Below are 15,054 nucleotides of genomic sequence, written 5' to 3'. Positions count from 1 at the left end.
AAATTAGGGCCCGCAAATTAATCCAAACACATAAGTGTAGTGTTACCACCAAATGCTGTAGTGTTAACACTTACAACTTTTTCTGTAGAAAAACGCTGTAAATAATGAGGACCACCAGCTTTTGGCCCAGTGCCAGATAGTCCTCTACCACCAAATGGTTGTATCCCAACTGCTGCATCTATCTGGTTACGGTTGATGTAGACATTTCCAACTGATATTTTTTTACTTATAGTGTCAATTTGACTTTGTATACGACTCTGCAAAGAAAACGTAAGCCCATATCCAGTACTATTTATATCACTTATAACTTCATTTAATTGTGACTTGTTAAAACGTATGATATGTAAAATAGGACCAAATACTTCTTGCTTTAATTGCGAAATTTTTTGTATCTCATAAATATATGGAGGAAAGAAATAACCATTATGAGAATTTGTATCCATGGGTACTTTAAATAACAGATTTGAATCTTTATCCTCTGACATTTTTTGCGTATGTTGAGTGAGCATATCGATAGATGCTTTATCAATTATTGGACCAATATCAGTACTAAGTTGTATTGGGTCACCAATCTTGAGTTCTTGCGCTGCACCGCATATCATTTTTATCTGCTTCTCTGCTATGTCCTCTTGAATAAACAGCACTCTAAGCGCAGAACAGCGTTGGCCAGCGCTGCGAAACGCAGAAAGCAAAACATCCGTAGTCACTTGCTCTAAGAGAGCAGAGCTATCAACAATCATAGCATTTAATCCGCCAGTTTCAGCAATAAATGGCACAATAGGACCATCCCTATTTGCAAGCATTCTATTAATTATTTGAGCGGTTTGTGTTGAACCAGTAAAAGCTACACCGGAAATTCTATTGTCTGGAACTAATATTTTGCCTAAATATCCACCATCCCCAGGAATGAGGTGCAACACATTTTTTGATATCCCAGCTTCATGTAGTATCTTAACAGCTTCATAGGCAATAATCGGCGTTTGCTCTGCCGGTTTTGCCAGCACTGCATTACCTGCTGCAAGTGCAGCTGAAACCTGCCCAATGAAGATAGCAAGTGGAAAATTCCACGGTGATATACACAGGAAAACTCCCCTACCTTCAAAAAAGATGAAGTTATCTTCACCTGTTGGCCCTGGCAATTTTTTCCAGTCGCTCAGTTCATTTTTTGCTATCGTTGCGTAGTAACGTAAGAAATCCACTGCCTCTCTTACTTCCGCTATTGCATCAGATAAAATTTTTCCTGCTTCTACGACCAGAATATAAATCAACTCTTTCATCCTTTCTTCAAGCAAATCTGCAGCTTTTTCAAGGCATTTAGCGCGCTCTACTGCTGAAACATTCTGCCATTCAGTAAAAGCATTATGTGCTATTTCAAGAGCGTTTAAAGCTTGAACACTTGTTGTATTTGACACTTCTCCAATTACATTTTCCAAATGTGCAGGATTCACTACTTCGATAAATTCAGCACTATCAAATAGTGCCTTTCCATCAATTATTGGTCCAACTTGCCACTTTTTTTCACTAAAACCCTTTATATCATCTGCAAATTGTGAGACTATCACAGAATCACTAATATCCATTCCCAAAGAATTTTTTCTTTCTGGTCCCAAAATATCTTGTGGTAATGGAATGCCTGGATGAGGCTCATAATTAAAATTTATAGCTTTTTCCAGTGGATCTGAAATTAACTCATCGATTTTAACGTTAGGATCACTTATTTGATTAACAAACGAACTATTAGCTCCATTTTCAAGAAGACGTCTTATAAGATAAGGCAACAAGTCACTATGTTCCCCAACGGGTGCGTAGACACGACAGCTAACATTTGTTGCAAGCTCTGACATTGCATAATCATATAAGTCTTTTGCCATTCCATGTAAGCGTTGAAATTCAAATCCAGGGTGGTTTTTATCAGCAAGTTCCATGATAGAAGCAAAAGTATAGACGTTATGAGTTCCAAAGCATGGGTAAAAGCTGTTTGGTTTACTCAAAAGTTTCTGTGCGCACATGAGGTAAGATACGTCAGTATAGCTTTTTCTTGTAAATACTGAGTAATCATTTAATCCCAATTCTTGCGTACGCTTGATTTCTGAATCCCAATATGCACCTTTTACAAGCCTCACCATAATTTTGTGCTTTGATCGGATAGCAACATCTTCAACAAAGTCAAGAACAGATAAAGCACGTTTTTGATATGCTTGTACAGCCAAGCCGAGCCCTTCCCACTCAGAAAGTGATTCATCAAGCCGTAATTGTTCAAACAAGATTAAGGAAATTTCAAGCCTTTCTGTTTCTTCTGCGTCTATGCATAGTGAAATGTTGTATTTTTTTGCCTCGCGGCAGAGCTCTAAAACCTTAGTGAATATCTCACCAGCAATTCGGCCAAATTGACTAAATTCATAACGTGGGTGTAAAGCAGAAAGTTTGATTGAAATTCCATGGGATTTAAAACAATCATTTATTTCAGTGGATTCACCTATAGCTTTTATCGAGTGCATGTATGAATTAAAATACTCTTCTGCATCCTCAGTTGTGTGAGCAGCTTCGCCAAGCATATCAAAAGAGTATAAAAACTTACTATTGTCATCTAGTTTTGCGTACCTTAAAGCTTCTTCTATGGTTTCTCCAACAACAAAATGATTACCAAGCATAGACATTGCTTGTTTTACTGCTTTGCAAATGATCGGTTCTCCTAAATTCTTAAGTAACTTAGAAATTGCGTAATAGAACTTCGAATCGCCTTCATTACCTCTCAATATACTGCTACCTATCATTAAACTCCACGTGGAAGCATTGACGAACAATGAAGAAGAATATCCTAAATATTTACTCCATTCTTGATTGGCAATTTTATCTTTGATTAGCTCGTCTATTGTATAATCATCTGGTATTCTAAGTAGCGATTCAGCAAGGCACATCAATGCTATTCCTTCATTATTGGAAAGCGAGTATTGCTGCATAAAGGAATCTACAATACTTAATTTATTGTGTTTGATTTTTTCAATAACTTGTTTTGCAATATTATAAATTCTATTTTTTGAATCAGCCGAAAGCTCTGCTTTTTCTACAAGATAACGTATATAACTCTTTTCATCAGTACGATAAAATCCTTGTAAACGTTTTCTGAGTTCATTAGGTTCTTGTATAGAGCTTATCATATATAATTATCTCCAAAAAATACTCCGACACCATATGTATGGTGAAATTATATCATAACTTTGCGCAGAGCAAATTGCTATTTACAAAGGGATCAGGGCTGGCTAAAAGAAGTCCATGCAATAACTTCACTAAATCAAAAAGATTGTGCAAGTATGTAGCTCAACACTCCACCACACATCAAGTATTTAGTCTCAGTTGCGGTTTGTACACAGCATTTGAGTTGAATTGATTGCTTTGAATTATCCTTTCTTTTGATGATGCATTCTAGATTTCCACCTGGCACTATTTCACCTTTTATGCTTATTACCTCGCTACCATCAAATATCTTTCTGGTTATTCCATTTTGGAATATAAGTGGAAGAACACCCATGCCGACCAAGTTGGACCTATGTATACGCTCAAAGCTTTCTGCAATGACAACTTTAACCCCCAACAATAAAGTACCCTTTGCTGCCCAATCCCTACTTGAACCTGTGCCATACTCCTTTCCTGCCACAATGATGAGAGCTTCCTTGTAGCGCATTGCTGCATCAAAAATCGACATAGTTTCTTGAGAAGGAATATATTTTGTATAGCCGCCTTCGATGCTTACCATTTCATTTTTTATTCTAATGTTAGCAAAAGTCCCACGCATCATTACATTGTGGTTACCACGACGAGACCCATACGAATTAAAGTCCTGTGGCTCAATTCCAAGATTTTTTAAATATATACCTGCAGGACTACTTGAGGCAATATTTCCAGCAGGGGAAATGTGGTCAGTGGTTACGCTATCGCCAAACATTGCCAATATTTGTGCACCTTTTATATCGATTTTATTATTTTTAGGTGATAAATTATCAAAATAGGGCGGATTTTGTATGTAAGTGCTATTTGCATCCCAATTATAGATTTCACTTTTTTCACACTTTATCTTTCGCCAATGTTCATCACCAGAAAAAACATCCTTATACTTTTGTATAAACATCTCACGTGTTACCACATTTTTAACACAATCTTCGATTTCATTGTTTGTTGGCCATATATCCTTGAGATGGACGTCATTTCCATTCTTATCTTTGCATATTGAATCTTTTGTCAGATCAATTTGCACAGTACCAGCAAGTGCATATGCAACAACAAGTGGCGGAGATGCCAAGTAATTAGCTTTGACTAACGGATGAATTCTTCCTTCAAAGTTACGATTGCCAGATAAAACTGCAGCAACGGTTAAGTTTTTGTTTTTAATGCCATCTTCTATATCTTTATTAAGTGGACCAGAATTCCCAATGCAAGTTGTGCAACCATATCCAACTAGATTAAAACCCAAAGCATTTAGATCTACCTGCAATCCAGACTTTTCTAAATATTCTGTTACAACTTGTGACCCTGGAGCAAGAGAAGTTTTAACCCAAGGCTTTGATTTTAATCCAAGTTTAATTGCATTACGAGCTACAAGACCTGCAGCAATCATCACACTTGGATTAGAAGTATTAGTGCAGCTTGTTATTGCTGCAATAACTACACTTCCATCTTGGAGTTTATCGCTTTCCTTTGACTCATTAACTAAAAATGATTTAGAAAAAGACTCTGCCACTTGTGAAAGAAAAACCTTATCTTGTGGTCTTTTGGGACCAGCCATTACTGGCTCCACGCTTGATAAATTAAGCTCTAGTGTGTCAAAAAATGCTAACTCGTCACTACTACGCCACAGTCCTTGCTCTTTCGCATAAGCCTCAACTAGCTTAATCAGCTTTTCTGGCCTTCCGGTTAAGCTTAAATAATCTAGCGTTTTTTGATCAATTGGAAAAAATCCACAAGTTGCGCCATACTCCGGGGCCATGTTTGCTATAGTGGCTCTATCTGCCAAAGATAAATAATCTAAACCATCACCATAAAATTCTACAAACTTACCAACAACGCCTTTTGTTCTTAGGATATTGGTAACCATCAGCACTAAATCGGTCGCAGTTACTCCTTCCGACAATCTGCCAATTAATTTAAATCCAACTACTTCTGGAATCACCATACTAATTGGTTGACCAAGCATCACAGACTCAGCTTCTATGCCTCCAACACCCCAACCAAGAACTGATAATCCGTTAACCATTGTAGTATGGCTGTCAGTACCAACTAAAGTATCAGGATATATGACTCCATCATTATTACACACAACTTGCGCTAAATATTCAAGATTCACTTGGTGGCAAATCCCTGTGCCAGGCGGCACTACTCTAAAATTTGTGAAGGACGATTCTCCCCACTTTAAAAATTGATATCTCTCCAAATTTCTTTTTACTTCTAACTCAACATTCTTACTGAATGCGGAAACACTTCCATAACTATCTACTTGAACAGAATGGTCAATCACAAGATCAACCGGTACAGACGGATTTATATTGCTTGGGTTTCCTCCATTTTTCTTAACATAGTCCCGCATTGAAGCTAGATCAACAACAGCAGGAACCCCTGTAAAATCTTGCATCAACACCCTTGCTGGTTTATAGCTAATTTCGTGATTAGTGTGTTTATTAACGCAGTCTGCTAGTACTCTTATGTCATCTAGCTTTACGTTTACTCCATCTTCATTGCGCAATAAACTTTCAAGCAGAACCTTAAGTGAGCAAGGCAATTTAGTCACATCTATTCCTAAAAATTCACTAGCACTACTTAGGCTAAAATAGTTGTATGACTTCCCGTCAATGTTTAAAGTCGTTTTTGCATTTAAAGAATTGTTCATCCTATCACACTATATTAGTTAAAATTGGAATTACTACCGTTACTTTTTTGTTGTTGACCTTGCTGCTCATACATAGTTTCAAAATCTATAGGACCTAGCATCAGTGGGGGAAATCCACCACTACTTGTAACTCTTGCAATTATTTCTCTTGCAAAAGGGAAAAGAAAAGTAGGTCCGCCAATAAACAAAGCTTGTCTTACCTCTTTCTCACTCAACTCTTTTAAATTTTCTATTGAAAAAATGCCACAATATTTCGTCTCACAAATGAAAGCTACACCATCTTTTATGCCTTCATCTTTTACCGTTGCTTTGACTTCTATATGCAAAGTAATTTCATGAAAAGATTTTTCTTCATTCACTTCTTCTTTGTTTTTCGTCCCTTCTAATTTTGCTGAATTGATATTAACCATTACATTAATATCTGGAGCTTTACTAGAAGAAAGGAATGGCGAATTCGGATTCTCAAATGATAGATCTTTAACATATTGACCGTGAATTCTCATTTTTTGTTGTGGCATTTCTTACGTCTCCTTTAATTAAGTTGAGATATTTAATACTTTCTTATATAATATATTCATTTACAAACGAATAGCAAACCTGATTATAAGTTGATATGAAAAACATATTTTCATTAATAATTAATAATGTTCGGATACTTTATATGCCAAGGAGTTGAGTTACTATGATAGAGCTTGTAATATATGCTTTATTAGCGGCGTTCATTTTTTCACGTTTGTATAATTCTTTAGGAAGGTCAGCCAACCTCAACCTAAAAAAGCTAACTAATGTATTGGATGTAAGCCGAAGTAGAGAAGATGTAGTAGAAAACATTGAGGGTTACATTGATAGCAATGATGAAAATTCAATAAAAGTTACTTATAAACAAATATTAAAAAAAAACAAAGATTTTTCTATTTCCCACTTTATAGAAGGTTCAAGCATAGCTTTTGAATTAATAATAAAATGTTTCAATCAAGGAAATTTGTCTCAGTTAAAACCACTTCTCGATAAAGACTTATATGATAATTTTGCAGAGAAGATTAAACATCGTAAAGAGGTGCACGAGTCTATAATTGTTTCTATCGTTTCACAAAAGATTTTAGAAATAAAGCTAGTAAAAAACGCAGTGTTTATTGCAGTATATTTCCTTTCAGAGCAAATTAACTTCGTTAAGAACAATGAAGGAGATATAATATCAGGTAGTACATCCACTATTAATAAAGTTCAGGATGTATGGCAATTCAAAAAAAATGTTAATTCATCAGACCCAAGCTGGTTGCTTGTTTCTATTCACTATAAAAAGACAAGTAACGATAAGACAAATGATAAGTAAGATGAGTTTTATTTGAAATGGAAAGCAAGCTACGCGAAATAGTACTTGACACTGAAACGACAGGTCTTGACACTGAATCTGGTCATCGAATTATTGAAATAGGGTGTGTGGAATTAATTAACCGCATTCCAACAGGTAAAGTATTCCATCGGTACCTTAACCCAGAAAGAGATATACCTTATCACTCGTTTAAGATTCACGGTATTAGTGAAGAATTTTTAGAAGATAAACCACTATTTTCAGATGTTGCACTTGAATTTCTTGACTTTATGTCTAATGATATTTTGGTAATTCACAACGCTGAATTCGATGTTAAGTTCCTTAACATGGAGTTAAGCAAGCTGAATGCTAGGTTAATTTCCTCAGACAGAGTGCTAGATACATTACCTCTTGCGAGGAAAAAATTCGCAGGATCACCTGCTTCTTTGAATGCATTATGTAAGCGTTTTGATATATCGCTAGAGAATAGAGAATTGCACGGAGCACTAGTTGATGCTCAATTGCTTGCAAAGGTATATGTTGAACTTACAGGAGGGTTACAAACCTTTCTGTTTGATAATGAATGCAATCAGGACAGTAACTCTACATTCGTTCAGCATAAAGTACGTAATCTAACTCCCAGAGAACATTTACCAAATAGTGAAGAAATTGATGAACATAAGAAACTGTTAGACAAAATTAACAATACACTTTGGAATAAATATATTGAATAGGTTAACCAATAAAGATACAATTCAATTTTACTGAGAGCATTCTAATGGTAAGGTTTATAAGATTATTATCTAATGTGCTAGCAGCATTAGCAGTTGTTTTTTTAGGTTATTGTTATTTCACTAAAAAAGGCATATTTGCCCCAGCAGCGATTCACAACGCAGAAGTTAAGATAGGCGGAGATTTTTCTTTAATTAATCAGGACGGACAGATCTTGCGCAGTAGTGATTTTAAAGATAAATACATGATGATTTTCTTTGGGTTTTCCTCATGCAAAAGAATTTGCCCTATGAACCTTGGAATAATTTCAGAAACACTTGCAAAGTTAGATGAGAAAACTAACAACAAGCTACAAACATTCTTCATCACAGTCGATCCTGAGCGCGATAGCACGGAAAGACTTAAAGAATTTCAGCAGCAATTTGACCACAGAATACAAATGTTAACTGGTGAAAGAGAAAAAATAGACGAAGTAATTGCAAAGTATAAAGTATATGCTAGCAAAGTTGGTGGAGAAGAAGAAATCAACCATTCTTCAATAATGTACCTTATTGGCCCTGGAGGAAAATATGTTACACACTTTGCAGCTGATTTAAATTCAGACGAAAGTCAATCTGATAAGATTTTGGCTGAGATAAGAAAATACGTAAACTGAATTATAGATTTTTCTGTTAATTAGTCGAGCATGCAACTGCATGAGCATTATGATTTGAGAGCAATCTCCATGGGAAGACACACACAACTGTACGAACGTTGTAGTTTGGGAGCAATTCCCACCAGTGGGGTGTCATCCCAGTGCCCAGACACTGGGATCCAGCTTCTATGCAACTTAATTAAAAACGTTTGTTTTAGCGTAAGACAACTACCTTTAGCTCATCAGCTCAGTTATAAGCAAAATTTCTGGATTCCAGTGGGCTTTGTTGCATCGCTACTTATGAAAGGCTAACTATAGTTAGGATTATAAGTAACCTATTGAAAATCTTGTTTTTTTGCAATCAATCTGATCAAATTTAAGAATAGTAATTTATTATTTACATTAATAAATTTAATTCTATTGAAAATAGCTAAAGCATTGAAATTCTTGAATTTTAGCCGGATTAGTGAGTGGTAGTGAAATTTCTTTTACTCAAATTTGGGTATTCACTGACCGTTCTTGTTATAAATACCAGAATAATAAGCTACTGATATTCTCCATCTTTTTTATCTTTAATCCATCATAGCTAGCGATGCAACAAAGCCATTCCAGTGTCAAGCACTGGAATGACATCATCTGTTGTGCAATTTACCTTCAAAAATGAATGTTCGTACAGTTATGGAAGACACATTGGAATGACACTATTTGCTGTCTTCAAAAATAAACATTCGTAAAGTTGTGCTTTTAATATGGGTTATCAGTTTAAAAATGTTGCTAATCAGCATATATGAATGTAATATTAATTAACATTCATAAACGAAGCAATACCATGGAAAATAGTTATAATGCCGATGCAATAAAAATCTTAAGGGGTCTTGATGCTGTAAGGAAACGTCCAGGTATGTACATTGGTGACACTGACGATGGATCTGGCTTGCACCACATGGTATATGAGGTTGTTGATAACGCAATAGATGAATCTTTAGCTGGGTATTGTGATAAAATTGAAGTTAGCATAAATAAAGATGGTTCAGTATCAGTAACCGACAATGGTCGTGGCATTCCAACTGACATTCATGAAGAAGAAGGAATATCAGCAGCAGAGGTAATAATGACTCAACTCCATGCTGGTGGTAAATTTGACAGCAATACCTATAAAGTTTCTGGGGGATTACATGGTGTTGGAATCTCAGTTGTGAATGCATTATCAAGCTGGTTGGAATTAATTATTTGGCGCAATAAGAAAGAACACTTTATGCGTTTTGAAGATGGTGAGTCTATTGAACCTTTAAAGGTAGTCAACGAAAATACAAACAAAAGAGGAACTAAAGTCACGTTCATGCCATCAACAGAGACTTTTAATGGCATTAATTTCAGTTACTCAACGCTTGAAAGTCGTATAAGAGAATTAGCATTTTTAAATTCAAATATCAACATTACTTTACGTGATCTGCGCAATGAACCATATACAGAATCTCATTTCAATCAGAGCAATCAATCTAAAGACAATTTTGGTACAGCAAATTTTGTGCAGTATTTAGATAAGAATAAGACACATGTAACTAAAATTGCCAGTATGAAAGGAGATGCAGAAGATCTTGGCATCAGCTTGGAAATATCGATGGAATGGAATGATTCCTACTATGAGAATATGTTGTGTTTCACTAATAATATACGGCAACGAGATGGTGGTACGCATTTGGCAGGATTTAGATCTGCACTAACTAGATGTATCAATACCTATGCAACTAATGAAGGGTTTTTAAAGAAAGCAAAAGTAAATTTAACTGGAGAGGACGTTAGAGAAGGTTTAACTTGTGTTTTATCTCTTAAGATGCCTGATCCTAAGTTTTCTTCACAAACAAAAGATAAACTAGTTAGTTCTGAAGCACGTGCAGTTGTAGAAAGTATAGTTTCTGATAAATTGAGCACAATCCTTGAAACTGATCCCAAATTGGCAGCAAGCATAGTAGAAAGAGCAATCAGGTCAGCAAAAGGAAGAGAAGCTGCAAGAAAAGCGCGCGAGCTAGTTAAAAGCAAAAACAATATTGATATTGCAACTCTGCCAGGAAAGCTTGCTGATTGTCAGGAAAAAGCTCCTGAGTTATCGGAATTATTTATAGTAGAGGGTAATTCAGCAGGTGGTACTGCAAAGCAGGGGCGTAATCGTAAAACACAAGCAGTGCTTGCCTTAAGAGGAAAAATTCTAAACGTAGAACGTGTAAGTTTAGATCGTATTTTTTCATCTGCAGAAATAGGCTCTTTAATTACTGCAATTGGTGCTGGAATAGGGAGTGAACACTTCGATATTGAAAAAGCTAGATATCATAAAATTATCATCATGACAGATGCAGATGTTGATGGTTCACATATAAGAACTTTGATTCTAACTTTCTTTTTTAGACATATGCGTGAAGTTATTGAAAAAGGTTACTTATACATAGCACAGCCACCCCTCTATAAAGTTACAAAGAATGCCAAAGACACTTATATTAAAGATGACGAAACTTTTGAAGAGTATATAATAAACTCAGCAGTTAAAAGATTAACACTAAGTGGTACAGCTACAGAATTTAACAACTTGCGCCTTATTTTGAATAAATGCGTTAGCACTTCTAATATTAGCAAAAATTATGATAGAGAAATACCACAAAATCTCTTAGAGTCATTGCTAATTTTAAGTAAAAAGAATGCTCTATCATCGGCTGATGAGATATTAAAGTATTTGAAGTTAATGTACAGCGAATACACTTGGGAAGTGGAAATAAAAGATGAAGAAAAAGAAATTCATATCTCTAAATTGTTTCAAGGATTGGCAGACAAATATATATTTGCACTTAGTATGCTTGAAGGCAAAGATATGCAAAACATATTAAGTTTGCTTGATGGTATAAGTAATTTATTTAATGGTGATTCATTTTTAAAGTCACAAGAAACTGAAATAAGAATCACTTCTCCAAGTACGCTTGCAAAAATAATAATGGACTATGGTAAAAAAGGTTTAACTCTGCAGAGATTTAAAGGTCTTGGTGAAATGAATGCTGATCAGCTATGGGATACTACGTTAAATCCTGAGGCTAGAACTTTATTAAAGGTTGAAATAAAAGATTGTGAAGAAGCTGATTCCATATTTTCAATATTAATGGGTGATATAGTTGAACCACGCCGTGATTTTATTAATAGCAATGCACTTAATGTGCATGATGTTGATATTTGAACTTTTAGCAAAATGTACGAACGTTACGGGTTTAAGCAAAGACTGTGTCATTCAAGTAGCTGACACTGGTTCCTTTATAACGGTGTCATTCCAGTGCTTGACACTGGAATCCAGGTTGCTCACAAGCAAACTAGCATAGAAAGTGGTTACAACGTTTTCGATGAGATTGCAGAAAGGCTGGATTCCAGTGTCAAGCACTGGAATGAAAGCAGTCCTACGTCATGCCGCGATTCATTCGCGGTATCTCTAGATCCCGCTAACAAGCAGCGGGATGACGGTTGTCAGGGTGTCATCCCACTACCTTCTCCTGTCATCCCAGTGCCTCCCTCCCCTGTCATCCAAGTAGCTTGACACTTGTATCTTTATGATGTGAGGCATTAGAGCTAAAATACCTCACAGGGAGGGTGAAGCTGATGCAACGCTAATGCCATTAAGGCCGAATCCCAGATTTTGCTTCCCTCCCATAGAGTTATAGCTCTTCTCATAATAATCCCAATAAGGTAAGAATGGATTTATGGTAGAGGGGTTTGTATGCCAGCAGCGTATAGTTACGACTTAAGGAAAAAAGCAATGGAAGCAATGGAAGCATTGGATGAAGGAGAAAGTAGAGCAACTGTTGCCAAGTGACCTTACCCAGAAAAAGTGGAGAGAAAGAAAGGAGTTTTTTCGGGTAAAATAAAATTTTGGAGGATTAGAAATGGCAAGAGAATATACGGCAGAATTCAAATTGGAAGCTGTTAAACTGGCAAATGAACAAAGAAAGGCAGGTCAAACAATTACAAAAATAGCAAAGGATTTAGGAATAAAGGGTGGTTTATTAGGAAAATGGATAAAGAAACACAACGAAAAAAAGTCGGCAGCAGATGCATTTCCAGGTAGAGGTAACATGGCTCCTTACGACAAAGAGAGGTTTGATTTACAAAGAGAGTTAGCAAGAGTAACAAGGAAAAGAGACATTTAAAAAAAAGCCCTGGCCAGTTAAAAAGAGTAAAATATTTTTTTATATAGTAACTGCTATAAAGTACAGGAATTATGTAGGATTTTCTGCTAGTGGCTACTATAAGTGGACCACAAGAAAAATAAGCAGTAGAGAATCAGCAAATAAAGAGCTACTCGCAGCTATTCAAAAAATATATCAAGTTTCTAAATGTAGATATGGAGCTCCTAAAATTCATGCTGAATTGAAGGCTTTGGGTAAAAGTTGCAACTTAAAAACAGTGCAAAGTATTATGCAGAAAAATGGTATTCAGGCTATATTGAGAAGAAAATTTAAAATTAAGAAACAACAAACGGACAGTAGCTCCCAATATATTAGACCAAAACTTTATTGTCGATCAACCAAATAAAGTATGGGATTACTTATATAAAAACCAAAGAAGGATGGCTATATTTGGCAACAATAATCGATCTATATTCACGCATGGTAGTTAATGAGCAGTTCAATAAATAAACAATTGGTTATGGACTCTTTATTAATGGCCGTTAACAAGCGTAAACCTGCCAAAAATCTACTATTACATAGTGATCAAGGTTCACAATATACTTCGCAAGGTTATCAATATCTCTTATCCATAAAAAACATAGATGAGTTATAAAGGTTGTTGTTACGACAATTCTGTTGTGGAAAGCTTCTTCAGTTCTCTAAAAAGGGAGTTACCAATAGACACCTCTCGGCACTCTAAACAGCATATCAAAACTGCTATATTTGAATATATAGAAATTTTTTATAACAAACAACGTCACTATTAACTATTGCATTCCTGAGCATTTTGATTCATCATTCTCTTTGTGAAAAACATTCCAAACTTTCTCTCCACTTTTTCTGGGTAAGGTCAGTCAAACCTCCATTTTTTTTATATCAATTTATTACTTTTTTTTCGGTTTGACACACTTTTTTGAACATTCCCAACGAAAAAAGAAAAACAAGGTTTAATTTTCTTTTTTATTTGCGATTTATCTATTAATTAACCGTGAAAGGTTACGTGTAATGCTTCTTCACATAATTATCAATAATTGCCTTAAATTCTTCAGAGACATTATCACCTTGTAAAGTTTTGAAATATTTGCCGTTTTTGTAGACTGCTGAAACAGGTTTTTCTCCATATCCAGGTAAGCTGATTCCCAAATTTGCGTGTTTGCTTTCTCCAGGACCATTTACTATGCATCCCATAACAGCAATGTTCATATGCTCTACACCTGGATTTTTTTTCTTCCACATCGGCATATGAGTTTTTATATAGCCATTCACCTCTTCAGTTAATATACGAAAACGATCGCTACTCGTGCGCCCACAACCAGGACATGAATTAACCTGAGGGTTAAAGTGTCGCAAGCCTATAGACTGCAATATTTCCTGACACACCACCACTTCATTAGTACGCGATTCACCAGGACGTTGAGTCAAAGAAGCCCGTATTGTATCTCCAATGCCATTTTGCAATAAATAAGTAAGCCCTGCTGCGGTATTTACCACACCTTTATTGCCCATACCAGCCTCAGTTAAACCCAAATGCAGCGCATAATTGGAAGATTTTGCAAGTGCCATATAAACTAAAATTAAATCTTGTACTTTGCTAACTTTACATGAAATGATTATTTTGTTTGAATTTAGACCAATTTCTTCAGCTTTTTTTGCACTATCAAGAGCAGACATTACAAGTGCTTTGCGCAGTATAACATCAGAAGGCCTTGAATTACTAAGCGAAGAGTTTTCATCCATCAATTTTTGCAAAAGGTATTTATCAAGACTACCCCAATTTACCCCAATTCTAACCGGAAGATCGTGCATTATTGCATACTCTATCACCCTTTCAAACTTCTCATCACGTTTGTCGCCAAAGCCTATATTGCCTGGATTGATTCTAATTTTACCCAGCATTTTGATGTTGTCTGGATAATCTTGAACTAATTTATCTAGCTCATATTGACCGCAGCCTACCAATATTTTACCGTCAAAACCTTCTTTATTTATCTCTTCTACTATATAAGGTATTGCTCTTGCTACCTCCTCTGAGTTCAAGGCAATTCGCACCAATTCTGAACTTGTACGCGCTAGTTCTGTTATCTCTTTTGCATAATGTTTTGCGCTACTTTTTATATTATCAGCATCTATATGCACGCCAAGCGCCATAGATTGTACAACTACAGGATTATTTCCGCCTATCTTTACTTTTCCAACTTCTACAACATGAGTTTTGTGCCTGGAAATCTGCGATAATTCATATGTATTATCATTCAATATCAGGTCTTTATCTAGCATATTATTAATGGCCAATATTGTG

10 protein-coding genes and 1 pseudogene are annotated in these 15,054 nt (G+C 35.7%); 7 read left to right on the top strand and 4 right to left on the bottom strand.

The genetic code is table 11. From position 1 onward, the window contains the following. Positions 1 to 17 precede the first annotated feature (17 nt). The 3 genes from putA to secB all read right to left on the bottom strand — a co-directional run bounded on the left by putA (position 18) and on the right by secB (position 6,396). A complete protein-coding gene (gene putA / locus HUB92_RS06010; protein ID WP_209472704.1) occupies positions 18 to 3,158 on the bottom strand; it encodes a bifunctional proline dehydrogenase/L-glutamate gamma-semialdehyde dehydrogenase PutA in 3,141 nt (1,046 codons plus the stop codon). Between the two features lie 134 nt (positions 3,159 to 3,292). Beyond that, positions 3,293 to 5,878 carry an aconitate hydratase AcnA gene (acnA, locus tag HUB92_RS06005; RefSeq protein WP_209472702.1) on the bottom strand — a complete coding sequence of 862 codons (2,586 nt, stop codon included), beginning with the start codon at positions 5,876 to 5,878 and terminating at the stop codon, positions 3,293 to 3,295. Positions 5,879 to 5,892: 14 nt separating this feature from the next. After that, entirely contained in the window at positions 5,893 to 6,396 is a 504-nt protein-coding gene (gene secB, locus HUB92_RS06000; protein WP_209472700.1) for a protein-export chaperone SecB, read from the bottom strand. A gap of 164 nt (positions 6,397 to 6,560) precedes the next feature. On the opposite strand from secB, the gene HUB92_RS05995 reads away from it, so the two are divergent. The 7 genes and pseudogenes from HUB92_RS05995 to HUB92_RS07300 all read left to right on the top strand — a co-directional run bounded on the left by HUB92_RS05995 (position 6,561) and on the right by HUB92_RS07300 (position 13,565). Beyond that, on the top strand, positions 6,561 to 7,211 hold the full coding sequence (locus tag HUB92_RS05995; protein WP_209472698.1) for a Tim44/TimA family putative adaptor protein: 651 nt from the start codon (positions 6,561 to 6,563) through the stop codon (positions 7,209 to 7,211). A gap of 17 nt (positions 7,212 to 7,228) precedes the next feature. Continuing rightward, positions 7,229 to 7,924, top strand: a complete 696-nt coding sequence (gene dnaQ / locus HUB92_RS05990; RefSeq protein ID WP_209472696.1) for a DNA polymerase III subunit epsilon — start codon at positions 7,229 to 7,231, stop codon at positions 7,922 to 7,924. Between the two features lie 44 nt (positions 7,925 to 7,968). Continuing rightward, on the top strand, positions 7,969 to 8,577 hold the full coding sequence (locus HUB92_RS05985; protein ID WP_010962368.1) for an SCO family protein: 609 nt from the start codon (positions 7,969 to 7,971) through the stop codon (positions 8,575 to 8,577). A 30-nt stretch (positions 8,578 to 8,607) separates the two neighbouring features. Next, complete coding sequence (locus HUB92_RS05980) at positions 8,608 to 8,868, top strand: hypothetical protein (protein ID WP_010962369.1); 261 nt, start codon at positions 8,608 to 8,610, stop codon at positions 8,866 to 8,868. Between the two features lie 517 nt (positions 8,869 to 9,385). Next, a complete protein-coding gene (gene gyrB / locus HUB92_RS05975; RefSeq protein WP_209473392.1) occupies positions 9,386 to 11,773 on the top strand; it encodes a DNA topoisomerase (ATP-hydrolyzing) subunit B in 2,388 nt (795 codons plus the stop codon). Positions 11,774 to 11,866: 93 nt separating this feature from the next. Beyond that, positions 11,867 to 12,124: a hypothetical protein gene (locus tag HUB92_RS05970; protein WP_010962372.1), complete on the top strand. Its 258-nt coding sequence runs from the start codon at positions 11,867 to 11,869 to the stop codon at positions 12,122 to 12,124. A 346-nt stretch (positions 12,125 to 12,470) separates the two neighbouring features. Then, a pseudogene (locus tag HUB92_RS07300) lies at positions 12,471 to 13,565 on the top strand (IS3 family transposase). 186 nt (positions 13,566 to 13,751) lie between these two features. Here the strand turns inward: HUB92_RS07300 and ispG are convergent. Beyond that, on the bottom strand, positions 13,752 to 15,032 hold the full coding sequence (gene ispG, locus HUB92_RS05950; RefSeq protein ID WP_209472694.1) for a flavodoxin-dependent (E)-4-hydroxy-3-methylbut-2-enyl-diphosphate synthase: 1,281 nt from the start codon (positions 15,030 to 15,032) through the stop codon (positions 13,752 to 13,754). Positions 15,033 to 15,054: the final 22 nt, after the last annotated feature.

The sequence above is a fragment of the Wolbachia endosymbiont of Wiebesia pumilae genome (assembly GCF_017869285.1).
In the GTDB taxonomy this organism is placed as follows: Bacteria; Pseudomonadota; Alphaproteobacteria; order Rickettsiales; family Anaplasmataceae; genus Wolbachia; species Wolbachia pipientis.
Note: the sequence above shows the minus strand (reverse complement) of the source record. Positions and strands in the feature narration are given on the sequence as shown.